21 protein-coding genes are annotated in these 25,523 nt (G+C 69.3%); 11 read left to right on the top strand and 10 right to left on the bottom strand.

Going from position 1 to position 25,523, the window contains the following annotated elements; genetic code table 11:
• Nucleotides 1-56 precede the first annotated feature (56 nt).
• Genes DMP23_RS14510 through DMP23_RS14500 form a run of 3 tightly spaced genes read left to right on the top strand, consistent with a single transcriptional unit; the run spans nt 57 to nt 3,806 of the window.
• The gene (locus DMP23_RS14510) at nt 57-776 is read left to right on the top strand and encodes an MgtC/SapB family protein (protein ID WP_275292074.1); all 720 of its coding nucleotides are present in this window, start codon (nt 57-59) and stop codon (nt 774-776) included.
• A 4-nt stretch (nt 777-780) separates the two neighbouring features.
• Entirely contained in the window at nt 781-2,514 is a 1,734-nt protein-coding gene (locus tag DMP23_RS14505; RefSeq protein ID WP_134661750.1) for an ABC transporter permease, read from the top strand.
• A gap of 11 nt (nt 2,515-2,525) precedes the next feature.
• Nucleotides 2,526-3,806 (top strand): ABC transporter ATP-binding protein, encoded by a 1,281-nt coding sequence (locus tag DMP23_RS14500; RefSeq protein WP_134661751.1) that lies wholly within the window; start codon nt 2,526-2,528, stop codon nt 3,804-3,806.
• A 1-nt stretch (nt 3,807) separates the two neighbouring features.
• Here DMP23_RS14500 and DMP23_RS14495 read toward each other — a convergent pair whose 3' ends face one another.
• From DMP23_RS14495 to DMP23_RS14475, 5 genes are all read right to left on the bottom strand, one after another.
• On the bottom strand, nt 3,808-5,064 hold the full coding sequence (locus DMP23_RS14495) for an MFS transporter (protein WP_134727353.1): 1,257 nt from the start codon (nt 5,062-5,064) through the stop codon (nt 3,808-3,810).
• Between the two features lie 43 nt (nt 5,065-5,107).
• Complete coding sequence (locus DMP23_RS14490; protein ID WP_337821319.1) at nt 5,108-6,568, bottom strand: aldehyde dehydrogenase family protein; 1,461 nt, start codon at nt 6,566-6,568, stop codon at nt 5,108-5,110.
• On the bottom strand, nt 6,565-8,181 hold the full coding sequence (locus DMP23_RS14485; RefSeq protein WP_238605800.1) for a thiamine pyrophosphate-dependent enzyme: 1,617 nt from the start codon (nt 8,179-8,181) through the stop codon (nt 6,565-6,567). The genes DMP23_RS14490 and DMP23_RS14485 overlap by 4 nt, the downstream gene beginning before the upstream one ends.
• Nucleotides 8,182-8,277: 96 nt before the next feature.
• Nucleotides 8,278-8,997 (bottom strand): IclR family transcriptional regulator, encoded by a 720-nt coding sequence (locus DMP23_RS14480; protein WP_337821318.1) that lies wholly within the window; start codon nt 8,995-8,997, stop codon nt 8,278-8,280.
• Between the two features lie 832 nt (nt 8,998-9,829).
• Nucleotides 9,830-12,610, bottom strand: coding sequence for a glycoside hydrolase family 2 protein (locus DMP23_RS14475; RefSeq protein ID WP_337821317.1), 2,781 nt, complete (start codon nt 12,608-12,610; stop codon nt 9,830-9,832).
• A 310-nt stretch (nt 12,611-12,920) separates the two neighbouring features.
• Between DMP23_RS14475 and pqqA the strand changes: the two genes are divergently transcribed.
• From pqqA to pqqB, 5 genes are all read left to right on the top strand, one after another.
• Nucleotides 12,921-13,016 (top strand): pyrroloquinoline quinone precursor peptide PqqA, encoded by a 96-nt coding sequence (gene pqqA / locus DMP23_RS14470; RefSeq protein WP_037358081.1) that lies wholly within the window; start codon nt 12,921-12,923, stop codon nt 13,014-13,016.
• An 81-nt stretch (nt 13,017-13,097) separates the two neighbouring features.
• Complete coding sequence (gene pqqC, locus DMP23_RS14465; RefSeq protein WP_337821316.1) at nt 13,098-13,796, top strand: pyrroloquinoline-quinone synthase PqqC; 699 nt, start codon at nt 13,098-13,100, stop codon at nt 13,794-13,796.
• 4 nt (nt 13,797-13,800) lie between these two features.
• Nucleotides 13,801-14,073: a pyrroloquinoline quinone biosynthesis peptide chaperone PqqD gene (pqqD, locus tag DMP23_RS14460; protein ID WP_037811406.1), complete on the top strand. Its 273-nt coding sequence runs from the start codon at nt 13,801-13,803 to the stop codon at nt 14,071-14,073.
• A complete protein-coding gene (pqqE, locus tag DMP23_RS14455; RefSeq protein WP_337821315.1) occupies nt 14,064-15,137 on the top strand; it encodes a pyrroloquinoline quinone biosynthesis protein PqqE in 1,074 nt (357 codons plus the stop codon). The genes pqqD and pqqE overlap by 10 nt, the downstream gene beginning before the upstream one ends.
• On the top strand, nt 15,134-16,003 hold the full coding sequence (pqqB, locus tag DMP23_RS14450; protein WP_337821314.1) for a pyrroloquinoline quinone biosynthesis protein PqqB: 870 nt from the start codon (nt 15,134-15,136) through the stop codon (nt 16,001-16,003). The genes pqqE and pqqB overlap by 4 nt, the downstream gene beginning before the upstream one ends.
• A gap of 822 nt (nt 16,004-16,825) precedes the next feature.
• Here the strand turns inward: pqqB and DMP23_RS14445 are convergent.
• The 4 genes from DMP23_RS14445 to DMP23_RS14430 all read right to left on the bottom strand — a co-directional run bounded on the left by DMP23_RS14445 (nt 16,826) and on the right by DMP23_RS14430 (nt 21,733).
• On the bottom strand, nt 16,826-17,449 hold the full coding sequence (locus DMP23_RS14445; protein WP_337821313.1) for a DUF6461 domain-containing protein: 624 nt from the start codon (nt 17,447-17,449) through the stop codon (nt 16,826-16,828).
• Between the two features lie 66 nt (nt 17,450-17,515).
• Nucleotides 17,516-19,540: a hypothetical protein gene (locus DMP23_RS14440; RefSeq protein ID WP_134727346.1), complete on the bottom strand. Its 2,025-nt coding sequence runs from the start codon at nt 19,538-19,540 to the stop codon at nt 17,516-17,518.
• A 37-nt stretch (nt 19,541-19,577) separates the two neighbouring features.
• Entirely contained in the window at nt 19,578-20,819 is a 1,242-nt protein-coding gene (locus tag DMP23_RS14435) for an ATP-grasp domain-containing protein (protein ID WP_337821312.1), read from the bottom strand.
• A 155-nt stretch (nt 20,820-20,974) separates the two neighbouring features.
• Nucleotides 20,975-21,733, bottom strand: coding sequence for a nucleotidyltransferase domain-containing protein (locus DMP23_RS14430; RefSeq protein ID WP_337821311.1), 759 nt, complete (start codon nt 21,731-21,733; stop codon nt 20,975-20,977).
• Between the two features lie 74 nt (nt 21,734-21,807).
• On the opposite strand from DMP23_RS14430, the gene DMP23_RS14425 reads away from it, so the two are divergent.
• Nucleotides 21,808-23,178 carry a hypothetical protein gene (locus tag DMP23_RS14425; protein ID WP_337821310.1) on the top strand — a complete coding sequence of 457 codons (1,371 nt, stop codon included), beginning with the start codon at nt 21,808-21,810 and terminating at the stop codon, nt 23,176-23,178.
• Between the two features lie 141 nt (nt 23,179-23,319).
• On the opposite strand, the gene DMP23_RS14420 is transcribed toward DMP23_RS14425, so the two are convergent.
• The gene (locus tag DMP23_RS14420) at nt 23,320-23,508 is read right to left on the bottom strand and encodes a hypothetical protein (protein WP_037811394.1); all 189 of its coding nucleotides are present in this window, start codon (nt 23,506-23,508) and stop codon (nt 23,320-23,322) included.
• A 73-nt stretch (nt 23,509-23,581) separates the two neighbouring features.
• On the opposite strand from DMP23_RS14420, the gene DMP23_RS14415 reads away from it, so the two are divergent.
• Nucleotides 23,582-24,484: an NAD-dependent protein deacetylase gene (locus DMP23_RS14415; RefSeq protein ID WP_037811392.1), complete on the top strand. Its 903-nt coding sequence runs from the start codon at nt 23,582-23,584 to the stop codon at nt 24,482-24,484.
• Nucleotides 24,485-24,614: 130 nt separating this feature from the next.
• Nucleotides 24,615-25,460, top strand: coding sequence for an LLM class flavin-dependent oxidoreductase (locus DMP23_RS14410; protein WP_134661765.1), 846 nt, complete (start codon nt 24,615-24,617; stop codon nt 25,458-25,460).
• Nucleotides 25,461-25,523 lie beyond the last annotated feature (63 nt).

The following is a 25,523-nucleotide window of genomic DNA, read 5'->3' as shown; positions in this document are numbered from 1 at the left end:
TTTCCGGTTTTTCCCGACTATTTCTGAACTTTTCGCACCAACCAGTGGGAGCGCAGATGACGACTGCGGAGATGTTGCTGCGCCTTGGCGCCGGAGTGGGCCTCGGCACAGTGATCGGATTTGAACGCCAATACCGCGCCCGGATGGCCGGCCTGCGGACGAACGCCCTGGTCGCGGCCGGTGCGACGCTGTTCGTGCTGCTGTCCGCGCACGGGTTCAGCGGAGCGAGCGCCGACCCCACCCGGGTCGCCGCGCAAATTGTTTCCGGAATCGGTTTTCTCGGCGCGGGCGTGATTCTGCGCGAAGGATTGACCGTGCGCGGACTCAACACAGCGGCGACATTGTGGTGCTCCGCCGCGGTGGGCGCGCTCGCCGGAGCCGGGCTCTACACGGCCGCTGGCGCGGGCACTGCAGTGGTGATGGCGGTGAACATCGCGCTGCGCCCGCTCGGCCGCGTGGTCGACCGCCGTCCGGCGACCGGCCGCGAAACCCCGACGTCGTACACCTTCCTGGCGGTGACCAAGGACGATGCCGAAGCGCACGTGCGCGCGTTGCTCGTGCAGGCGTTGGCACGCACTGATTTCGCGCTGCAATCGGTCACCAGCACGAACACCGACACCGCCGGGCAGGTGCAGGTGCGCGCCGAACTGTCCGCCGATCAGCGTGACGACAAGCAAATGGAGTCGGCGGTGAGCCGACTGTCCATGGAGCCGTCGGTGACCAGCGTGCGCTGGCAAGCCGAACTCTCCTACACCGATCAGGACAGCGAGAACTAGACCAATGCTGCGTACCTTCCCCACCCGCGGCGCGCTCGTCCGGCCGCGCCGCACGGTCGCCGACGTGGCGGTGTTCCTCGGCGCCGCCGCGGCGTTGTGGCTGATCGTGCGGCTCGCGCACGGTGCCGCCACGGCGTGGACTCCGGCGACCGCACCGTCCACAGTGTCCACTGATCCGGCCGAACTCCCTTACTACGCCGGACGTTCGCTGCTGCGGATGTTCGTCGCGCTCGTGCTGTCGGTCGGATTCACCTTCGTCTACGCGACCGCGGCGGCCCGGCTGCGGCGCACGGAAAAGATCCTGCTTCCCGCACTCGACATCCTGCAGTCGGTGCCGGTGCTCGGGTTCCTGTCGGTGACGATCACCGGGTTCATCGCGCTGTTCCCGGGCTCGCAACTGGGCCTGGAATGCGCGTCGATCTTCGCGATCTTCACCTCGCAGGCGTGGAACATGACCTTCGCGTTCCACCATTCGCTGGTCTCGCAGCCGCGCGACCTCGACGAGGCGTCCCGGCTGCTGCGGCTGTCCCGCTGGCAGCGGTTCTGGCGCGTCGACGTGCCGAGCGGCCTGATCCCGCTGGTCTGGAACGGCATGATGAGCTTCGGCGGCGGCTGGTTCTTCCTCACCGCCTCCGAAGCGCTCAGCGTCAACAACCAGAAGTTCGCGCTGCCCGGAATCGGCGCGTACGTCGCGACCGCTTCCGAAGAGGGCGATCTCGGCAAGGTGCTGCTGGCCGTCGGTGCGATGGTGGTCCTGGTCGTCGGTGTGAACGTGCTGTTCTGGCGACCGCTCACCGCGTGGTCGGAGCGGTTCCGCATCGAAAACTCCGAAGCCGCCGAGGCACCTCGCAGCCTGGTACTCGACCTGCTGCGCCGCTCGCGGATCCCGGCACTGCTCGGCCGGGTGCTCGGCAAACTGGTGTTCCCGCTCGACCGCGCGCTGGCGGTTTTCGGGCTCGCCGAGTACCCGCTGCGGTTCTCCCCCGCCCGCCGGCGCGCCGCGGACATCGTGTTCAGCGTCGTGGTTTTCGGGCTGATCCTCTACGGCGCGGTGCGCATGGTGCTGTTCATCGGCGAGACCACCGGATACGGCGAGATCGGGCACGTGCTGCTGCTCGGCCTGATCACGTTCGCACGGGTGGTGACGCTGGTGGTCGTCGGCACGCTCGTGTGGGTGCCGATCGGCGTGTGGATCGGGATGAACCCGCGGGTGTCGCGGCTCGCCCAGCCGGTCGTGCAGGTGCTCGCGTCGTTCCCGGCGAACTTCCTGTTCCCGCTGATCACCGCCGTGCTCGTGGCGACCGGGATTTCCCTGGACTGGGGCGGCATCCTGCTGATGAGCCTCGGCGCCCAGTGGTACATCCTGTTCAACGTCATCGCGGGCGCTTCGGCCATTCCGCACGACCTGCGCGAGGCGTCGGCGAACCTGCGGCTGCCGCGAGCGCTGTGGTGGCGTCGGCTCGTGCTGCCCGCGATCTTCCCGAGCTACGTCACCGGTGGGATCACCGCGGCGGGCGGCGCGTGGAACGCCTCCATCGTCGCGGAAATCGTGTCCTACAACGGGGTCACGCTCACCGCGACCGGCCTCGGCGCGTACATCGCCGACGCGACCGGCTCCGGCGATTCCGGGCGGATCCTGCTCGGCGTCGCGGTGATGAGCCTGTACGTCGTCGGCCTCAACCGGCTCTTCTGGCGGCGGCTGTACCGCCTCGCCGAACGCCGGTTCTCCCTGTCCTGAAAGGTATCCTCATGTCCGAAGTCCTCGTGTCCGTCGAGCACGTCAGCAAAAGCTTCCCCGGTTCGGCGGGTGACGAACTGCGCGTCCTCGACGACATCACGCTCGACCTGCGCGCGGGCGAGATCGTCGCGCTGCTCGGCCGGTCCGGCAGCGGGAAATCGACGCTGCTGCGCACGATCGCCGGGCTGATCGGCCCGACCCGCGGCACCGTGCGTTATCGCGGCGAAGAACTCGACGGCGCCAATCCGGGTACCGCGATGGTGTTCCAGACGTTCGCGCTGATGCCGTGGCTGACCGTGCAGGACAACGTCGAACTCGGCCTCGCCGCGCGCGGCATCCCGCCGAAATCGCGCCGCGACCGTGCGTTGCAGGCGATCGACCTGATCGGCCTCGACGGTTTCGAATCCGCATACCCCAAGGAACTTTCCGGCGGGATGCGGCAGCGCGTCGGCTTCGCCCGTGCGCTTGTGCTCGAACCGGACGTCCTGCTGATGGACGAACCGTTCTCCGCGCTCGACGTGCTGACCGCGGAAAACCTGCGCACCGAACTGATGAGCCTGTGGCAGCGCGACGATTTCCCGACGAAAGCCGTCTGCATCGTCACGCATAACATCGAGGAGGCAGTACTGCTCGCCGACCGGGTGCTGGTCCTCGGTGCCAACCCCGGGAAGCTGCGTGCGGAGGTGGAGATCGACCTCGCCCGGCCGCGCGACCGCAAATCCCCCGCGTTCGCCGCGCTGGTCGAACGGCTCTACGACCTGCTGACCGGACGCGATCCGGCGGCCGTCGAACCCGCGCAGGCCACGCCCACCGCACGGCCGCTGCCGCCCGCGTCGGTCGGCGGCCTCGCCGGGCTCGTGGAACTGGTGCACGCCCGCGGCGGACACGCCGACCTGCCGGATCTCGCCGCCGAACTGAGCTTCGAGGTCGACGACCTGCTGCCGCTCGTCGACGCGGCAGCCCTGCTCGACCTCCTGTTCGTGGCGGGCGGCGACCTGCACCTGACCCCGGTCGGCACCGCCTTCACCACCGCGGACATCCAGACCAGCAAGAAGATCTTCGCCGGTCAGGTCCGCGACCGGGCGCCACTGGTCCGCACCATCGTCAACGCGCTCACCGCCAGCTCGGACGGCACGCTGCGCGCGGAGTTCTTCCTCGACCTGCTCCGCCGCGGCTTCTCCGCCGCCGACGCCCGGCAGCAACTGGACACGGCGATCGACTGGGGCCGGTACGCCGAGCTCTTCGACTACGACACCGACAGCGACCGGATCGCCCAGACGACCGCCGAATAGCTCAGCTCTCCGGAGCCGTCTCCACGCGCGGCGCCGGGCTGTCCGCCGGGGCGTCCGGAGCCGGGTCCCGGTTCACCGCCGCGATCGCGAGCGCCCCCATCACCGCCACCGCCGCGAACAGGTAGAAGCCCCACGGATACGCCAGCCCCGCCGACAGCAGCAGCCCGGTCACCAGCGGCCCGGACATCGCGCCGAACCGGCCGATCCCGCTCGCCGCGCCGAGCCCGGTGCCGCGTGCTTCGGCGGGGTACACGCGGGCGATGTACACGTAGACCAGCACCTGCGAGCTGAAGGTGAAGATCCCGGCCAGCAGCACGCCGGCGTACACGCTCGCCCCGGGCAGCTTGATGCTCAGCAGCGCCAGGAACACCGCCGCCGCGGCGAACCACAGGATGGTCGAACGGCGGTAGCCGATCTTGTCCGCGACCCGGCCGCCGACCAGCAGGCCGATGACCGCGCCGACGTTCAGCACCAGCAGCAGCGCCAGCGCCGCGCCGAGTTCGTAGCCCGCCGCGCGCATGATCTGCGGCAGCCAGGTGTTCAGGCCGTAGACCAGCAGCAGCCCCATGAACGACGTCACCCAGAACGCGATGGTCGCGCGGCCGTAGCCGTGCCGGAACAGGACGCCGAGCGGGTTGCGGTTGCGCCGGGCTTCCTTCGCCCGTTCCAGCGCCTTCGATTCGGGCAGGAACTTCATCATCAGCGGCACGAGGATCAGTGCGGGCGCGGCCCCGATGACGAACATCCACTGCCAGCCGAGCCGTTGCAGCACCAGGATTCCGAGCAGCGCGGTGAGCACTGCGCCGACGTGGTAGCCGGTCATCAGCACGGTGGTCGCGCTGCCGCCGCGGCCGATCCGCGCGTACTCGGTGATCAGCGCCAGCGCGGTCGGCAGCACGCCGCCGAGCCCGAGCCCGGCCAGGAACCGCAGCACGCCGAACAGCCACGGCCCGTTCGCGAACGCGCAGAGCAGCGTGCAGACCGAGAAGCTGGCCACGGTCAGCAGCATCATTCCCCGCCGGCCGAACAGGTCGCTGAGCGGGCCGATCGAGAACGCGCCGACCGCCACGCCGAGCAGCCCGACCGCGGAGATCAGCGACGCCGTGTTGGGGTCGAGCCCCCACGCTTTGTCCTTGAGCAGCGCGGGCAGCACGACGCCCAGCACCACCAGGTCGAACCCTTCGAGCGCCACCGCCGTCCAGCACAGCGGGGCCACCCAGCGGGCGTGGCGCGCCCGGGGATCAGTCGAGACCGTCATGTCATCACCTGCGTCGTCGGAGGGGACCTGGGCCGGATTGCTTCTAGAACGGGTACTGCGGAAGGTCGCCGCGCACGGTGACCCACTGGGTTTCGGTGAACGCCTCCAGGTTGGCCTGCGCGCCGCCGTGCCGGGAGCCGGTTCCCGAATCCCCCACCCCGCCGAACGGGGCGAGGGCCTCGTCGTTGACCGTCTGGTCGTTGACGTGCACCAGACCGGACGGGATCCGCTCGGCCAGTGCCAGCCCCCGCGCGGCGTCCCGGGTCAGGATGCCCAGCGACAGCCCGTACTCGGTACCGCCGGCCAGGCGCACTGCTTCGTCCACTGTGGAGAACGGCACGACCGGCGCGACCGGGCCGAACACCTCCTGGGCGTAGGCGGGCGCGGCGAGCGGGACGTCGGTGAGGACGGTCGGGCGGTAGAACAGGTCCTCGTAGGTGCCGCCGGTCGCGATCTTCGCGCCAGCCTCCGCGCTCCCGGTGACCACCGAGTGCACGCGGTCGCGTTGTCCCGCGTCGATCAGCGGGCCGAGCGCGACGTCGCCGGTCGCCGGGTTGCCGACGGTCAGCTTGGCCGCGTGCTCGGCGAGCGCGGCCGCGTAGTCGTCGGCGATTTCGGCGGCGACCAGGTGGCGTCCGGTCGCCATGCAGATCTGCCCGGAGTGGTTGAACGAACCGAACGCGCCGACCGACGCGGCCTGTTCGACGTCCGCGTCCGCGAGCACGACGAGCGCCGAGTTGCCGCCGAGTTCGAGGTGCACGCGCTTGAGCCGCTCCCCCGCCGCCGCGGCGATCTTGCGGCCCGCGTTCGTGGAACCGGTGAACGCGATGACGCGCACCAGCGGGTCCTCGACCAGCGCGGCGCCGACGTCCGCGCCGCCGGGCAGCAGGTGGAACAGGCCTTCGGGCAGACCGGCTTCCTCGAAGATCCGGGCCAGCACGACACCGCCGCACACCGCCGTGCGCGGGTCGGGCTTCGCCAGCACCGCGTTGCCGAGCGCCAAGGCGGGCGCGATCGCGCGGATGGAGAGGATCACCGGCGCGTTGAACGGCGAGATCACGCCGACCACCCCGGCCGGAACCCGGCGCGCCATCGACAGCCGAGGCTGGCTGGAACGCAACAGTTCCCCGTACGGATGTGCGGCGAGCGCCGCCGCCTCGTGGCATTCCTCGGCCGCGACCGCGCGGGTCTGGAACTGCGCGAACGCCCGCGTGGCACCGGATTCGCGGACAAGCCAGTCGTCGATCTCGTCGCCGTGGTCCTCGAAAAGCCGCGCAGCCCGGCGCAGCACCCGCGCCCGCTGGTCGTATGGCTTCGCAGCCCAGTCCCGCTGTGCTTCCTGCGCCGCCGCCGCTGCGTTGGCGACGTCTTCCGGAGCCGCCGCGCCCACTCGGGCCAGGGTGTTCCCGGTAGCGGGCTCGACCGCGTCGTATTCCCCGCCTGCGCCGGGGATCCAGCCGCCGGAGAAGATCCGGCCCTGCCATCCGGTTCCGAGCAACGTCATGCCGTCACCGCCACTTCCAGCACCAGCGGCTCCGTGCGCGCGGCCAGCGTCGGCAGCACCTCGTTCAACACCGACTCCAGTTCCTCGTAGGTTTCCGCGCGCCGCGCCGGGCAGCCGAGCGATTTCGCGAGCCCGCTCACGCTGACCTCATCGAACCCGGGCCACGGCGCTTTTCCGCCCCCGGCCGTGCGTTCGCCGTGCCGCACGGCGAGTTTGTCCATGATCGCGTAGCCGCCGTTGGACAGCACGATCACGAGAACGCCGACGCCGTAATGCGCGGCGCTCCACAACGACTGGATCGAGTACAGCGACGAACCGTCCCCGATCACCGCGACCACCGGACGCTTCAGCCCGCCCATCCGCAGCCCGATCGCCGCCGGAATGCCGAAGCCCAGCCCGCCCATGGCCGCGCTGAGGAACCCGAGCGGTTCGCGCGCCGGGACGTATGCGTGCAGCAGCGGACGGCTCGACGGCGATTCCTCGACCAGCACCGTGTCCTGGGGCAATCGGCGCGCGAGCAGGCCGAACACGTGGTCCGGTCCCAGCGGCGCACCCGCCTCCGGCGCCCCGGGCAACTCGACCGTCCGGCCGATCTTTTCGGTGCCCGCTTCCCGCGCCGGAACCAGCTCCGCCAACGGCCCGCACACCGCCGACGGCCGCGCCAGCACGGCGAGGTCGACCGGGCTGCGGTGCGCTTCGTTCGGATCGTCCGTGACCACCGCGATGCGGGTGCCCGGTTCGGTCAGCTGTCCCGGTTCGCGCGGGTACTGGCGGAAAACCGGTGCGCCGACCGACAGCACCGCGTCGTGTCCGGACAACGCTTTCCGCAGTCCTTCCCGGCCCGGCGGCAGATGCCCGGCGAACTGCGGATGGTCCTGCGGGAATCCGGCGCGCGCCCCGAACGCCTCCTGCCACACCGGGCACGCGAGCTTTTCCGCCAGCGTGGTCAGGCCGCGCCACGATTCGGCGTCGTCGGCCCCCGCACCCGTCACGATTACCGGATTGGTTGCGGTACCGAGGAATTCCGCCAGCTCGGCCAGCACCGCGGGCTCGGCGGCGTTCGCGCGGACCAGCTTCGCCGGGGCGGGCAGCGGCTCGTCCACGCCCGCCAGCTCCGACCAGTCGTCCATCGGCACGATCACCAGCGCCGGGCCGCGGTGCTCGCGCGCCTCGTGCCAGGCGCGGGCGAGCGCGCCCGGAACGTCCTGCGCCCGCGGCGGTTCCGCGATCCACACCGGCGTGGGCCGGGCAAGATCGTCGAGCCGATGGCCGGTGAGGAACGGCTCCAGCGCGAGGTGGCGGCGGTCCTGCTGCCCGACGAGCACGACCAGCGGCGCACGGTTGACCCGCGCGGTCGCGAGCGCGCCGACCGCGTTCCCGAGCCCCGCGGTGGTGTGCAGGATCGCGACCGCGGGCCGGTCGTTCGCGAGCGCCCAGCCGGTCGCCATGCCGACCACCGAACCCTCGTGCAGCGCCAGCACGAACTCGAGGTCGTCGGGCAGGTCGGTGAGCAGCGCGATCTCGGTCGACCCGGGATTGGCGAACACCGTCGTGGCGCCGAACCGGCGCAGCACGTCGAACGCGGCGTCGCGAACGGTCGGGGCAGGGCTCACGGACTTCTCCTCGGCAGTGACGGCAACGAGCGGTCCGGAGTCTCCCGGCTCGATCTTCCGCCGCCCAGCCCCTCTTCCACTCAGCGGAAAAGTTCCTCAGCCTTGCAACGCCCGCGTGACCCCCAGCGCGGCCATCCGGACCACCGGCACGAGCGGCGACAGATTCGGCTTGCAACTGGGCACCACCACGGAAATCGCCGCGACGACCTGATCGCCGGGCCCGCGCACCGGAGCAGCGACCGACGACGCGCCCTCGGTCATCTCGTTGCGGGAGATGCAGAACCCCTGCAGCCGGACCTCCGCCAGCACCTGCCGCAGCCGCGCCGGGTCCGTGATCGTCCCGCTGGCCCTGCGCTCCAGCCCGCCGGCGAGAATGCTCTCGAGACATTCCGGCGGCGCGTGCGCGAGCAGCACCTTGCCCGGCCCCGCCGCGTGCAACGGAAGCCGCAGCCCGACCCGCGAGGTCACCACGACATCCGGATGCGCCTCGAGCTTTTCCAGATACAGCGCCCGGTCCCCGTCCAGCACGACCAGATGGACGACCTCGTGCGTCACCTGCAGCAGATCCTGCAGAAACGGCAGCGCGACATCCCGCAGCTCCCGCCCGCCCGGCGCCTGCGCCCCGAGCTGCCACAACCGAAGCCCGATCCGGTACCGCCCTCGGCCAGTGCGCTCCAACGCGCCCCACCCGGTCAACTCGGCCAGCAGCCGATGCACCGTGGCAGGCGCGAGCCCGGTCGCCCGGGTGATCTCGCCGTGAGTCTGCTCGGGTCGGCCGGAAAGAAAGGAATCCAGCACCGCGAACGCGCGGCTCAAGACCGTGCGCCCGGGTTCGGCGGCGTTGCCGGCGATCGCGTGCCTCCGGGGCTGCGGTGGAACAGGACGGGGACTGGCCGCCCATCATCCGCCAGTCCCGCGAACACGGCAACCCGCGTTCCCCCTGACCGTCCACACTGGACGCTACCGCGCGGCCACGAGGTTCGTGAGGGCCACCCTGCGGAACTCTGATTCCCCCAGGTTTCCCCTCACGACCCCGCCGCCGGTTTCGTGAGGGACCCCTTCACGGACCTGGATTCCCTCAAGGAGCCCTTCACGGCCCCGCCCCCGCCAGCCTCGCGCCCGCTCGGGATGCCGCCCCAATGCCACATTGGGTGCGTCCCACGCACCGAACGCCACATTGGGTGCATCACATGCACCGAACGCCACATTGGGTGCGTCAGGTGCACCCAATGTGGCATTGGGGCGCTAGCGGCCACCCCACCCCGCCACCCGCACATCCGTAGCGACCACGCACCCAACCCGCGCGCCCTCAACCTCAGCCGCAGCCGCTGCACCCACCCATCGAGGCACCCCAGCCCGCCCCCGCAGCCGATGCACCCAACAAGCGAGGCACGGCAGCCCGTCCCCCGCAGCCCCCGCACCCAACGAGCGACACACCCCAGCCCGTCCCCCCGCAGCCGATGCACCCAACGATCGAGGCACCCACACCGCCCCCAACCCCGATCCGAAGCCCAACTGCGGTTCGGGGGTGCTTGTCAAGGCATCTTTCCCGCCTTGACAAGCACCCCCGAACCGTCAGCACAATAAACCTTCGGGGTGGCGGGCCCCATAGCGAGCGCAATGTCGCCGCCAGGCGACGAGCCGAGCCTCACCCCCGAAACGTCCGAACCTCCGGACTCACCTCCAAAGCATCCCGATTGAACGTCACCTCCACCCCTCGCCCCCGCAACCGAGACGCCCCCTGATCAAGCTTCCACCCATCCACCCGAACCCCAACCCGCGGATGCCGCCGAACCTGCCCCTCATCCAACCGAACCCGAACACTCGCGCCGTCCCCACCGACCAAATTCAAATAATTGTCACTGAACGTCGCAGGAAGAACCCGCTCCCCAGTCCGCACGTCATAAACCTGCAAATGCACCATCAACGCCACCGACTCGCCGACATTCCGCACATCCACCGCCACCTCAGCCCCGTCGGCCCCGCGCGAAACCCCGGCGATCACCGAAACAGCCGCCCCCGGCATCCCCTCCAACCCAGCAAACCCAGCCTCCCGCCCAGGCTTCTCCACCCAATAGAAACTCCGAACCACCTCCGACCCGCGCAAATCCCGAAGCACCAACCGAACAAAAGCAACCTCAGACGGCGCAGCACCAACCTCCGAAGCCACCCGCCCAACCACAGCACGATCAGCCCCGACCACCCCGCCCACCGGCATCGAGGCACGAGCGAACTCCACCCCGTCCACGCCGTAGAACGAAGCCTCAACACTCCCCCGAACCACCGCCCGGGAATGATTAGCCACAATCACATCGAAGTTCCGCGCATCCAGCACCACATTAACCCGCCGACAAGCATGCTGAACCGCATAGAACGACGAATGCGCCTCCAAATCATGACTGTACATCTGCCAGACAAAACTAGGCTGCGCAGGATTAGTCATCCACATGATGACCCCAGTACGCGGATAAGGCCCCACGCTCCCCATGTGAGCAACCGGAGCCTCGTAAATAGCCCGAATACACTCGTAATTCATCAACTGCGACTTACGCGCGAAATCAGCGAGATTCCGCAATTCCCCATACCGCTCGCCAGTCAGCCGAAGATACCCCGCACCACCCCCATTCCCCCCGTTCCCGTTGACATCCCGATCAGCCCAGAAATCGTCCGGATGCTCCCACGAAGCCTCCGGAAGCATCTTCCGCATGAACTCCAACGTAGGAATAGAATAAGACCCGACCTCATTATGAAACGGCGGCCACTGCGTACCGTCATTCAACGCGAAATGCTTGGCAGGCGGCACCCAGTGATACGGCCCGCCAGACCGGTACCCGTCAACCGGATTCGCCCCGGTATCCCCCGCAGAACTAGTCAACACCACCCGCTGCGGATCCAGCTCGGCAACCAGCGCGTCCAACCCGTCGATCAACGGCTGCGGCGGCGGCCCCTCGTTGCCACCACACCACAACAGGATCGACGGATGATTGCGAAACCGCACAATGCAATCCCGGATATTGGCAAGATCCCGCTCAATATTCTCCGCAGGCGGCCCCTCAGTGGAACAGAAGAAGTCCTGCCAGACCAGGATGCCGTACTCGTCGCAGGCAGCAAAGAAGTCCTCGGTACTGCTCTGCCCGTTCCAGTTCCGAATCAAGTTGAGATTAGCGTCCCGATGCAACCGGACCTGCGCCCGCAACCGTTCCCGAGGGATCCGCTTGAGCGCCTCGTCCAGCCCCCAGTTCCCGCCCATCACCAGGATCGGCTGATTATTGACCGTGATCGCCAGACACTGCGTCACCGCCCCGGACGGCGACCGCATCGGCCTCGTGTACTCGATCCGCCGGATCCCGAAGTCCACCGTTCGTTCGTCGTGCACCTGCCCGCCGGATTCGACCCCGACCGTCAGCCGGTACCGATACGGCTCCCCATACCCGTTGGGCCACCACAGCTTCGGCCGATCCACCCGAAGGCAGGCGATCTCCTTCGACGTCAGCTTCACCGACGACGCCCCAGCCGGAACACTGACCGTCCGCCGGAACCCCAGCCCGTCAAGGGACCCCGTCACCACCACGGACTTCCCGGCAGCACTGTCCAACGCGAGCGAGACCGAGACCTCCGCCGTCCGCAGATCCTGTGACAGCGTCGAGGTGACCTGCACGTCAGCCACCCGCACCGGCCCCGTGGTACGCCAGGTGACCGGCTGCCAGATCCCCAGATCCCGGTCCGGAATGGTGGGCAGCCAGTCCCACCCGGCGGTGCAGAAGAACGTCGGCCCGTTCTTCAGCGTGATCCCGGTCGGACCGCCGTTGCGCCCGCCGCGCGTCACCCCGCTGGCGTAACTCGGCAATGCGGGCGGATCGGTGTAGTCGAGCTTCCCGACCAGCACCGCCAGCCAAGCGACCCCGTCCGCCTCGGCCACGATGTCCGTGACCTCGAAGACCGCGCGCTTGAACGCGCCCTCGACCGTGCCGACCCTGGTCCCGTTGAGCCACACAGTGCCGAGGTAGTTGATCCCGTCGAACTGCAGCCAGAACCGCTGCCCCGGCACCAGCCGCGGCACCCGGAACGCGACCCGGTACCAGTAGCCGGTGTCCTTGAGGGTGTCCGGAACAGTGTCGGTCACGATGTGGCCGTACAACGGATCGGGATACTCGCCGTTGGCGATCATGCTCGTCAGCGGCGTCCCCGGAACAACCGCGGGCTTCAGCCCAGCGACATCCTTCGCACTGGCCAGCACACGCCCGTCCGCAGCCGTGCCGTCGGCCGCGACAAACGTCCAGCCGCTGCCGATCTCGCCGCCGCCGACCTGAGGCGGACGCGCGTCCGGAGCTGCCTCGGCGGTGCCGGACACCCCGAACGCGCCGAGCGCACCGCCGCCCGCGACAGCAATCCCGCCGGACAGAAACCGCCTGCGATTCACCTGGGTCACGTCGCTCCCATAGCCTCTGACATCGTTGTCACCTGCACTTGAACCCTATTATTCGGCCGCTCGCAGGCCCGATGTCAAGCGGCGTAAGGAGGTTTCCGCGCCGCCGCAAGGTTTCTGTCGGGCGGACAACCGGCGGCGGCGCCCCAGCGTGACCGTCGCTGCGCCATAGGAAGGAACCTTTATAAAGTCGGCGGGAAAATCGCCCCGCACCCCTGGCGACCGGCCGCCGCGCGCTTTTAGGGTGACGGCGTTCGGGGCGGGGACCACTGCCCCGCTCACCGGTGCACCACCGAAGGAAAGCGAGTTTCCCATGCCCGAACCCGTCGAGATGTGGACCGCGCCCGACTTCGTCGAGTACGAAACCCCGATGGAGGTCACCGCCTACGCGGCCCGCCGGGAGGAGTGACCCGCCGGACGGGGCCGGTCCGCCGCGGTCCCGTCCGTCCCGGAAAACCTTACCGCTGAGCGAGAATCCCGGAGGACGCGAATGTCCACTGTGCACCCGATGAGTCCGGCGGAGTTCACCGGAGCCCTGCGCGGCCTCGCCGACCGGTATTGGGGCGGCCATCCGTTCCACCGGCGGATGCACGCCGGCGAACTGACCGAGCGCGAATTGCGGCTCTGGGCCGCGAACCGCTGGTACTACCAATGCGTGCTGCCGCAGAAAGACGCGGCCATCATCAGCAATTGCCCGATCCCGGAAATCCGCCGGATTTGGCTGGACCGGATCGTGTACCACGACGGCGCCGTCGCGGGCGAAGGCGGAGCCGAACGCTGGCTGCGACTGTGCGCCGCGGTCGGCCTGGACCGCGCCGAAGTCCTCGACGAGCGACACGTCGCACCCGGCGTCCGGTTCGCCGTCGACGCCTACGTCACCTTCGCGCGCACCAAACCTTGGGTGGAAGCCGTCGCCTCCGGCTTGACCGAGATGTTCGCCGGGCACCTGATGCAGCAGCGGGTGGTCGACGTCCTGGCGAACTATTCGTGGATTTCCCGCGCCGACCTGGCGTACTTCACCAACCGGATCGACAAGGTTTCCGGCGAGGGCAAGGACACTTTGGACATTGTCGTGCAGCACTGCGTCGCGCGCGAACAGCAGGAGAAGGCGGTGGCCGCGCTGTCGTTCAAGTGCGATGTCCTGTGGTCGATGCTCGACGCCATCGAACGTGCCGCGGCCGAGGAGTGAGCCGATGGACACCATCACGACCGCGTCGGTGCCGAAACTGCGCGTCGGCGTCCGACTGACGTTCGATCACGTGCGCGGGACGCAGGTGCTGCTGTTCCCGGAAGGCGTGCTGGTACCGAATTCCACCGCCACCGCGGTCCTCGAACTTTGCGACGGTGCCACCTCGGTGTCCGGCATCGTCGCCACCTTGCGCAGCCGCTATCAAGGCGTCCAGGAGAGTGACGTCCTCACCGTATTGGCCCGGTTCGGACAACGGCGGGTGATCGAATGGACGTGACCGCACCGCTCGGGCTGCTCGCCGAACTGACGCACCGCTGCCCCCTGCACTGCTCGTACTGCTCGAATCCGGTGGAACTCGTCAGCCGGTCCGCGGAAATGTCCACCGCTGAATGGACCGGCGCGCTGACCCAGGCCCGGGAACTGGGCGTGCTCCAGGTCCACCTCTCCGGCGGGGAACCGTTGGCGCGCACCGACCTTCCGCATCTCGTCACGCACGCGAGCGACCTCGGCTGCTACGTCAACCTCGTCACCTCCGGCCTGGGCCTGACCGAGTCCCGGCTGACCGATCTCGTCGACCGAGGTCTCGCGCACGTCCAGCTCTCGGCCCAAGCTGCCACCGCGGACCGGGCGAACCTGCTCGCCGGCGCGAAAGCCTTCGATCGGAAACTGGCCGCCGCCGAGCTCGTGAAAGCCTCGGGCCTGCCGCTGACCGTCAACGTGGTGCTGCACCGGCAGAACCACGACCAGCTGGCCGACATCATCGCGCTCGCCGAGTCGATGGGCGCGGACCGGCTCGAACTGGCCAACACCCAGTACTACGGCTGGGCTCTGCGCAACCGCGACGCGCTGATGCCGACCCGCGCGCAACTCGCCGCCGCGGAACCCATCGTCCGCGCAGCCGTCGAACGCCTCCGCGGCACGATGGAGATCATCTACGTCGTCGCCGACTATTACGAGCCGTTCCCCAAACCGTGCATGCACGGCTGGGGCGCGCGGCAACTCACGATCGCGCCCGACGGCACCGTCCTGCCCTGCCCCGCCGCCAGCGCGATCACCACGCTCACGCTCGACAACGTCCGCGAGACCGCCTTGGCCGACATCTGGTACCGCTCAGAGTCCTTCAACGCCTACCGCGGCGAGGACTGGATGCGCGACCCGTGCCGCACCTGCGACCGCCGCACCACCGACTTCGGCGGCTGCCGCTGCCAGGCATTCCAGCTCACCGGCGACGCGGCGAACGCCGACCCCGTGTGCTCCCGCTCGCCACACCGCGGCACGGTCGACCTCATCCTCGCCGCACCGTCCACTCCGGACCTGATTATGCGTGGCCCAGCCCGATGAAAATCATCCTGCTAGGAACCGCGGCCGGCGGCGGCTTTCCCCAGTGGAATTGCGCCTGCTCGCAATGCACCTCCGGCTCGCCTCCGCGTACGCAGGACAGCGTCGCCTTCAGCGCAGACGGCCGTACCTGGCACCTCCTCAACGCCTCACCGGACATCCGCGCGCAAATCCTGGCCACGCCAGCGTTGCGCGCCGGACCGGGCCCGCGCGAGACGCCTCTGCGCACGGTCCTGCTCACCGACGCCGAACTGGACCACACCCTCGGCCTGCTCATGCTCCGCGAGGCGACGGCCCTGACCGTCCACGCCCCCGCCGCCGCGCTGCACGCGCTGACCGACCACTTCCCGGCCCGTCCCATCATCGGCGAGTACCACGACTGGACCTGGCACGCCTCCACCGAAACGACCCTCGACGGCCTCGTGATCACTTCCTTCCCGATCAGCGACAAACAACCGAAATACGCCCGCGCCTCCGCCCGTCCCGGCCCGTGGGTCGTCGCCTACCGCATCCACGACCCGGCAACCGGCGGCACGCTCGTCTACGCGCCCTGCCTGCGCACCTGGCCGCCCGGCTTCGACGAGTTCACCGACGGCGCGAGCCTCGTCCTCCTGGACGGCACCTTCTACAGCGGCAGCGAATTCACGACGGCCACCGACAGCGCCAACCCAGCCGCCCAGCAGGCGATGGGCCACGTGCCGATCACCACGACGCTGCCGATGCTCACGAACCGCCCGGGGGTCGGCCGGTGGGCTTACACGCATCTGAACAACACGAACCCCGTCGTGGACCCGCAGGGCGCGGAGCTCGCTGCCGTGGTGGGTGCTGCTGCGGAAGTGCCGCCGGATGGAGCCGAGTTCACGCTCTGAACCGCGCGCAATCCTCACGTCGGTTAGCTGGGCACGGCAGACGACGCGGCGTGGATTCCGGGCCGAACTGCTCCCGGACAGAACCGAACTCGCTCGCAGAGTCCCGCACCAACCTCGCGTCAGAACCGCGCGAACCTCACGACGGTTAACCGGAGGGAGAACCACCCCGCTCAGCCCAGCAGACGCCGCAGCGTGAATACCGGAGCCGAACTGCTCCCGGACAGAACCGAACTCGCTCGCAGAGCCGCACTCCAACCTCGCATCAGAACCGCGCGCAAGCCTCACGACGGTTAACCGGACAGCAGAACCGCCCCGCTCGACCCGGCAGAGGCCGTGACGTGGATACCGGAGCCGAATTGCAGCTGGACAGAACCGAACTCGCAGAGTCGCGCACGAACCTCGCGAAGGTTGCGCCACAAGGAAGGGCAGAACCACACCGCGCACCGACCTCACGGACCGGACGCACCGCCGTTCACCCCACGGGAAGCCGGATCAATGCCGGACGTAACGCCCCACCTCCCTACTCAAGCACGCAAACACACCACAGAACCGCGCCGCCACCCACCCGGAACCCGTCTCAGTTCGCCGAGCAGCGGCGCGATCAGCACCGGGCAGAACCGATTCATGCGGTGACCGGGCACGACTAACCGGCCCTCCGCCGGGCCTCGACCGGCGCGCGCCAGAAGCAGTCCACCAGCTGCTGCCACACTCAACCGCCAGGTGCTCGTCTCCTGACCACGACATCCCGGCCAGCAAACACGTTGACCAACCGCAGGTCGCCGGTCACCAAAAGCCCTACCACGGCAAGCAGATGCGACACACTTAGGTCCGGATATCCCCCACCAGCAACAACCGCTCCAACATCTCCGGCGTAAACACGACCCCGGTCACCTCCGCCGCCACCGCGAAAGCCGCCGCGATCGGATTCGACGGCGTTTCATCCGGGCCAGGATCCAACCCTGCCTCGCGCATCACCTGGATCAGCCGCTCCGATTCGCTGCCGTACGTCTGACTCGGCAGGCACGGAGTGAAACCAGCAACAACCGTGCCGTCCACCGCGTGCACGAAGTGCGCCTCCGCATAGTCGTGCCGGTTCACAGCCACGACCTCGCTCTCTTTCGACAGCCGCGCAACGACTTCCGGCAAATTCCCCTGCCACCCCCACGGTTCGACGGCGGTACTCCACCCGCCGGACGGCACCACGCCGACGTACCCTCCGCCGTTCCCGCCTTGGGTCTGCGCGACGTACTCAGCGACCAGATTGTTCAACTCCCCGAACGTCATCTGCTCGCCGCCGACGCCACCGAACCGCCGCACCACCTCGGGCGGATCGAGCCCGCGCACGAACGAAACACAGAAGATGTCCTGCAGCGGCCCGTAATCATCCAGCCATGCCAACTCGGTCAGTAAGTCCGTCATCACGCCTCCAAGATCGACTGCGGCCATGATGACAGGCACCACCGACAAAAACCGGATCCGCGACCAAAGCAGTCCATTGTGGACAGCAGAGGGTCAATGATGCGGCGGCTCCGCCTGCAAAGTCCCGGCAGGCAGCCGATCCGCGCCCCAGCTGCGCTCGAGATACCCGATGATCCGCGCGACGTCCTCCGCGGGCACCTTCTCCGGCTCGCCGTGTTCCCGAGGATCGACGTGGAAGATGTAGAGCCGGGACGCGAACTGGTCGAACGGCAGCGAGGCCTCGCCGAACCGCTCGCCGTTGCCCGCGGTCGAAACCACCACGCCGTCGCCCCAGTCCTGGCCGCTGTCGTTGTTCGGGTTGTAGAAGTACACCCGCATGACGTCGTCGGGATCGGGAGCGGTGCGCAGGATCGTGATCGCGTGCCAGCCGACGTAGCGGGCGGCGCTGTCGGTGACCGCGACCCCGGCTGGCTGCGGGTGGATCAGCGGTTGCTCGCCGTTATAGGACGGGTGGTAGCTCGCGTGGAACTGCCGCAGGAAGTCGTCAAGGTCGATCAGTTTTCCGGTGGCGACGTCGACGTTGATCCGGAAGCCCCGCGAGGCCCACCAGCCGTGGAATTCGGGGTTGACCCAGCGGTGCGGATCGCCCGGCCGGTCGGCGCAGCGGCGGCCCATCTCGGCGTAGATCCGGTCGAGATGGGGCACCACGAGCGACGACACCGGGTCCAGGTCGGCGGGCAGCGACTCGGAGAGCCCGGCCCCGCTTTCCTTCGACGACACCGGCTGTCCTTCGAAGTGCATGACGACCTCGTCGTCGCGCGCCGCCCACACCACGACCTGCAGCAGGTAGTCCGGGTCGTTGTAGGCCCACATCGACAGCGCCCGCGCCGACTGGCAGGTCGGGTTGTCGCCCTGTCCGACTCCGAGCGGCTGGCCCAGCATCGACAGCACGCCCGCGAGCAGCCGCGCCTCGGGCCTCGGCTGGTCGCCGAACACGAGCGCGAGCCGTTCCCGGGCGGCGGTGGACAGCTCCAGCGCCAGCTGTCGCCACAGCGCGGGCACGACCGGCGGTTCGTAGAGGATGCCGCGGTCGAGCAGCAGCGCCAGCCCGTAGACGCACTGCGCGGTCTGCGGGTGCACGGCTTCCTCGATCAGCCGGTGGACCAGGTCGTGGTAGCGCATGAGGCAGTTCCGGCCCACGTCGGACAGGCCGAGCGCCTCGCCGAGGAGGTAGTCGCTCTCGTGCGCCAGGTACCGCAGCAGTTCGGCGTGGTACGGCGACACCAGGCCGGTGTCGTGCATGGCCCGGGCGAACCCGGTCGCCTCGTACTGCAGGCTCGCCGCGTCCATCGCCTCGAGCCGCGCCCGGAAGACGTCGACGCCCGGGTCCTCCCGGCACGCCTCGGTGGTCCCGAACAGGCTGGTGATGAGCCGGTCGAGGCCCTGCACCGACGAACCGCCCAGGTCGACGTCCGGGTCGCCGCGGTAGATCGAGATCCGCGTGATCAGCGATTTGACCTGGTCGACCTGGATCGGGCGCTGGCGCAGGATCCGCCAGATCTCCTCGACGACCTTGTCCAGGATGCTGTCGTAGCCGATCTGGTCGGCGAGGTACCGCAGCAGGTCGCGGATCAGCTGCGCGGTCCGGCCCTGCCGGGTCCGCTCCGCCTCGCTGGGCGGCGTGAACAGCAGCTCCAGGTTCGCCCCGAGCACCTGCGACAGGAACACGCGGGCGTCCTCGGCCGGCAGCGTCGGATGCTCGTAGTCGCCGCACGCGACCGCGAGCATCCGCAGTTCGCTGGTCGCCTCGATCACCACGGTGTCGGAGTTCCCGCTGTGCAGCCCGGGGCCGACCAGCGCGGGGATCAGGATCTCCGGGGTGTCCCAGTCGGTGCCCTGGAAAACCCCGGCCTCCTCCAGCGCCCGCGCCCTCGCCCGGACCGCGGCCGCGCCGTCCGGCTGGAGCAGCACCCGCCGCAGCGCCTCCAGCACCCGGCGCAGCTTCGTGTGCTTGCCGAAGTCGCGGGTCGCGGCCATGGCCGCGACCGCGTCGTCGAGCGACGCCACGCGTTTGGCCAGCGTCGCAGTCGTGCCGGTGACGTCGGCGTTCGGCTCCAAGTGCGTCCTTCGGTCGGGGTGGCGGACTCGTCCGTGCTCAGACGTAGAAGTCCAGTTCTTCCTGTTCCTTCAGCAGGTCGCGCATCCGGTAGGCGTCGTCCCCGAAGAAGTACAGCAGACCCCAGTGCGTGCCGAACGCGGTCCTCTTCGTGACCGTCTCCTCCAGCGGCGCGGTCAGGTCGTGCGACTCGTAGTAGTCGTCGTCCTCGGTCTGCTGGGGGATCCGCAGCTCGCTGACCACCCGACGGCGAGGGTACACACCGAAACAGCCCGCGACGCCGGTCGCGTCGACGACCTCCCGCGGGAAGAAGGCGTCGATCTCCTCCTCCGTCGTTTTCGGGTCGAAGGACAGGACGAGCGCCTGGTAGGCGTTGAAGCCGTAGGCCCGTTCGAGCAGCTCGAAGACCTTGAACCCGGGCGGCCGGTAGGCGACCTCGCCGAAGTACATCTCGCCGTCGCTGGTGACGAAGTACTCCGGGTGCACGAAGCCGAACTCGATGTCGAAGGTCTTGACGAGCTTCTCGATCTGGGCGGTGATCTGCGGCCGGTACCGCTCCAGCTCAGGGGTCGCCGGCACGAACACCGAGTAGCCGAGCGTGACGTACTCCGAGATGTTCAGGAACTTGACCTTGCCGTTGTGGATCCACGCCTCGACCGCGAACTCCCAGCCGTCGAGGTGCGATTCCATCAGGACCGGGAACTCCTCGTCCGGGATCGAATCGATCTCGTCCGGGGTGCGGATGACGCGGTGGCCGAGGCAGCCCGCCTTGTCGAACGCCTTCAGGTGGATGGGGTCGTTCGGGTCGCCGTCGAGCTTGAGCAGCGTCTGGTTGACCCGCTTGAGGAACCGGACGACGTCGTCGCGGGCGTGCGCCTCCTCGAAGATCCCCACCCGGATGCCGCCGAGCTGCGCGCGCCGCTTCATCAGCGCCTTGTCCCGCAGCAGCATCGCCTGGCCGAACAGGCGCGGGTTGTCCATCAGCACCGAGTTGATCGCGCCCGCCCACTCGACGGTCTCCTCGAACAGCGGGATGGCGACGTCGACGCCTTCCTCGTGCAGGATCTCGGCGATCTCCATCGACCGGTCGTTGAGCCGCTCGAAATTCCACGACACGTACGGGATGTCGTGGTCCACGCAGTACTTCTCCGCCCAGTCCGGGGCGACCACGACGTAGCGGCGGTCGAACCGGTCGAGCGCCTCGACCGCGTTGAGCGACCAGCCGAGCAGCGCTACGTATCCCTTGTCCGGATCCTTCGCGACCGGCTCGGACTCTGGCATAGGGCGTTCCTCCGTTCAGCACGTGCGGCTCGCCACGGCGCGGCGGCCACAGCCGTGCTGCGGTCATATACCCGAAACCGGCGAAATGAAACGGATCCGTGCCGTCCGGCGAGGTTTGACGAGCGGAAACCGTTGCGCCATCAGGGTTTTCCGGGCTACCCGGCTCCGCCCGCCTGACCGAGCAACGCGCACGCGGTCGCGAACGCCCCCGGCAGGTCGTGCCCCATCCCCGCCACCACGTCGTCCAGTGCGCGCAAACCCGCCCGTTCCAGCAAGGTTTTCTCGTTCGTCACCCACTCCCCCTTCGCGGCCAGCACCGCGTGCCCGGTCTGCATCGCCGCCACGCCGACCGACGCCGCGGTCTCCGCGACCCGGCCGTGCCGCACGTACGCCGCCTTGGCGTACTCCAACATCCGCTCCGCCGAAGCGCGCCAGAACTTGGGGGCGTTTTCCCGCAACAGCTCCGGATACTCCGGCCGCGGCAACTCCCCGCGCACGACCCGGTTCAGCGCCAGCTCCGCCACCACGAGGTAGCTCGGGATCCCGGCCAGATGGAACGCCAGCGGCTCCCAACGGAACCGGCCCTTCTCCGCCTCGGCCAGCTCGTGCTCGACCACGTCCAGGTCGCGGTAGTGCACGTCCACCGGCCGTCCCTGCACGGTCAGCCACGCGCCGCCGTTGAAGACCCCGCCGCCCCATTCGCCCAGGCCGGACACCTCGCCCGGCAGGCCGAGCGCGCGCAGGTCGTCCGGGTCGAACGCGCCGCGGTAGTACACCGCGTAGTCCCAGTCGCTGTCCGGCCGATGGGTGCCGCGCGCCCGCGAACCGCCCAGCGCCACCGCTTCGACTCCGGGCAAATCGGACAACAGCTCGGCGACGTGCCCGGCGAAGGTTTCCTCGTCGTTTTCCTGCATCCCCAGAACATGCCATGAATCTCTGCCAAGATCGCCAGTATTTCGCCGGTTGTCCAGCCGACCTGGGGGTTTGAATGCACCGATTACGCACCATCGCGCTCACCACTGCCGCCGTCACCGCACTCGGCGCCGCGCCCGCGAACGCCGCGCAGCCCTTCTCCGACACCGTCTTCGCCGCGACGCACAACAGCTACTCCGGCAACGTCGATGGAGCGAAGGGATCCATCTCCTACCAGCTCGACCACGGTATCCGGTTCATCGAATTCGACATTCACGACAACGGTTACGCCACCCGGCACGACTACGGGATCGGCCACAGCTCGCCCGGCGACCTGGTCGACCACGCGGGCAACCCCGCGTCCGACAGCCTTCGCGACTGGCTCGGCGTGGTGAACAGCTGGTCGGCGGCGCACCCGGACGCGGCGCCGATCGTCGTCATGCTGGACCTGAAGGACGACCTCACCGACAACGACTCGTTCGCCGCCGGAAACCTGGCCGCGGTCAACGCCGAACTGAGTGCCGCGTTCGGTCCGCGGCTGCTCTCCCCCGCCGCCTACCGCACCGGAGCGACCACGGATTCCTTGTGCGGCAGGGTCCTTCCGCTGCTGTCGGGCGACGGCGGCACGCGCGCCGCGTACCGCCGGGACGTCGGGTACCACCCCGCGGTCGCGATCAACAGCCGCGGCCAGGTCGTCGAGGTGCACGATTCCGGCGGCGGCGCGCTCTGGTACTGGACCGGACAGCTCGGCGCCGACGGACGCGTCGCCTGGCAGCGCCACGGCCGTTACGACAGCGGCCAGACCCCGGCGGTCGCGCTGGACGGCTCCGGCCGGATCGTCGAGGTGCACCAGTCGCCGAGCGCCACCACCCTCTGGTACCACACCGGCCAGCTGGGCGCGGACGGTGAAATCCGCTGGTCGGCAAGCCATCAGTACGACAACGGCGTGCTGCCGACCGTCGCGTTCACCAGCTCCGGGCTCCGCGAAATCCACCGCAGCCAGTCGAGCGACCAGAACTGGCAGTGGCGCGGCACCCTCTCCGGCGAGACCGTGACCTGGACCGGCAACGCGAAAACGTCCGATCCGCGTTACGACAAGGCGAACGCTGGGCGAATCTCTGTCGCCACCGGCGCCGACGGTTCCACCCCGGCGCAAACCCTGCGGTACTCCACGGATCTCGTCACCGGCGGCCGCGTGCAGTACCAGCAGGTGGCGTTCGACGAATACCAGCAGGGCGACCCGGCCGAACTCCAGGACGGGCTGTTCTACGGGGCTCCGGCGAAGGATTCAGCGTTTTTGGTCGCTGCGCGCAAGAGCGGGCACGTCGTCCGCGGCTGGGACTTCGACAACGCGGGCCTGGCCACCGATCCGCTGGTCAACTACCCGGCGACCAACCACCCGTACGACGACTGGTACCGGCAGCTCACCCAGGACGCCGCGCGCTAGGTTTTCGCCGGAACCGGTTCCGGGCCTGAAGAAAAAGGGGCCCGCGCTCTCCCACCCCGACGGGGAGAGCGCGGGCCTCGCCCGCAGGCTGGAGGGTCGGTGTTCCTCCCAAGAACACCGGCCCCTCCGGCCCGTGGGCGGTCAGGCGGTCCGCTGCCTGAGCCGAGCCGCCCCGACGGCTACGACCGGCATCGACGCTTCCCGAAGCGCCGCCCGTTCGACCGGCCGGCGGACCGCCCCGCCCGGAGTCCGCAGGCAATGTCGCTCCACGGATTCCATGAGCACGGCGGCGACCATCACGACCACGGGGGTAGCCAGCGCGAACCACATGTGGCCTTTGGTACCCAGCCGCGCGGAAAACCAATCGCCCGGCTTCCGGGAGGGCGGTCGCTAGACTGGCGGCGTGCGCACGCGACCGACGCTGACCTGGGCCGGACCTGGCGAACCGCTGCCGCGCACGGGCACGGTCGCGGACGTGGCCGAGATCGTCGCCGGGCGGCGGGTGCTCGTGCTCAGCGGCGCGGGCCTCTCCACCGAATCCGGCATACCTGACTACCGCGGCGAAACCGGCAGTCTCCGCAACCACACGCCCATGACGTACGGCGAATTCGTCGCCAGCGAGGCGGGCCGCCAGCGTTACTGGGCGCGCAGCCACCTCGGCTGGCGCACCATCGCGCGGGCCGCGCCGAACGACGGGCACCGAGCCGTTTCCGCACTGCGCGCGGGCGGCTGGGTCTCCGGCGTCATCACCCAGAACGTCGACGGCCTGCACCGCGCGGCCGGCACTCCCGGCGTGGTCGAACTGCACGGCAACCTCGACCGCGTCGTCTGCCTCGACTGCCGCCGCACCACCGCGCGCGAAGACCTCGACGCCCGGCTGCGCGCGGCGAATCCGGATTTCGGCGCCGTGGCAACGCGGATCAATCCGGACGGCGACGTCGAACTGGCCCAGGAGGTCGTCCGCACCTTTCGCACCGTGCCCTGCACCAGTTGCTCCGGCGTGCTGAAACCGGACGTGGTGTTCTTCGGCGAGAACGTGCCGCGCGCCCGCGTGGAGCGGTGCTACCGGATGGTCGACGAAGCATCCGCGGTGCTGGTGCTCGGATCTTCGCTCACGGTCATGTCCGGCCTGCGATTTGTCCGGCGGGCCGCGAAAGCCGGCAAACCCGTGGTGATCGTCAACCGCGGCCAGACCCGAGGCGACGAGCACGCGACCGTCCGCGCGGACCTGCCGCTCGGCCCCGCGCTCACCGAGCTGCTTGCCGTGCTGGAAACCGCGTTGCCCAGCCCGAGCGCCGCCGGATAAGCTGCGGGCACTCCGATGGAACGGTCCCCGGAAGTACGCCGCAGAGCGGACCGGCCAGCCTGAAGACATCCAGGTCCAGGAGCGGGCGGCAACCCTGTAGTTGTCGACCCGTTTTACCGGAGGTTCTCCGATGTCTCTCGGCATTGGCCTGCCCGTCAGCGACCCCGCCGTCCTGCTCGACTGGGCGCGCCGCGCGGACGCCGGCCCGTTCAGCACGCTCGGGCTGCTCGACCGCCTCGTCTACGACAATCCCGAGCCGCTCACCGCGCTCGCCGTGCTGGCCGGCGCGACTACCCGTATCCGGCTGCAGACCGAGGTCCTGCTCGCCCCGCTGCGCGAGACCGCGCTGCTCGCCAAGCAGACCGCCACGCTCGACCGGATGAGCGGCGGCCGGTTCGTGCTCGGCGTCGGCGTCGGCGGCCGCGAGGACGACCACCACGCCGCCGGCACCCCGCTGCGCGAACGCGGCCGCCGTCTCGACCGGCAGCTCGCCGACCTGTACCGGCTGTGGTCCGGCGCGCCGTACAGCGCCGAAGCCGGTCCGATCGGCCCGGCACCGGCCCGCGAAGGCGGCCCGGAGCTGCTGATCGGCGCGTTCAAACCCCAGGCGCTGGCCCGCGTCGCCCGCTGGGGCGACGGGCTGCTCGCCGCCGCTCCCCCGTCGTGGGTCGGCGGGCTGTTCGACGCCGTGCGCCGCGACTGGCGGGACCACGGCCGCAAGGGCGAACCGCGGCTCGTCGCGCAGGTGAACGTCGCGGTCGGCCCGGATTCCGTCGCGGACGAAGCGAAAACGGCAATGCACGCGTACTACGCGTTCACCGAAATGGCGGAGCACATGGTGAGCGGAATGCTCACCACGCCCGGCGACATCCGCGCCGCGATCCGCGCGTACCGCGATCTCGGCGCGGACGAGGTGATGCTCTACTGCTGGGGCAGCGATCCCGGCCAGGTCGACCGGCTCGCCGACCTCTGCTGAACAGCTGACCTTTTCTGAACAGCACGGGAAGTAAGCTCGCGCCCATGCACGCGTCGACGCTTT

Origin of the sequence: Amycolatopsis sp. A1MSW2902 (assembly GCF_017312175.1) — a bacterium.
GTDB classification, from domain to species: domain Bacteria; phylum Actinomycetota; class Actinomycetes; order Mycobacteriales; family Pseudonocardiaceae; genus Amycolatopsis; species Amycolatopsis nivea.
Note: the sequence above shows the minus strand (reverse complement) of the source record. Positions and strands in the feature narration are given on the sequence as shown.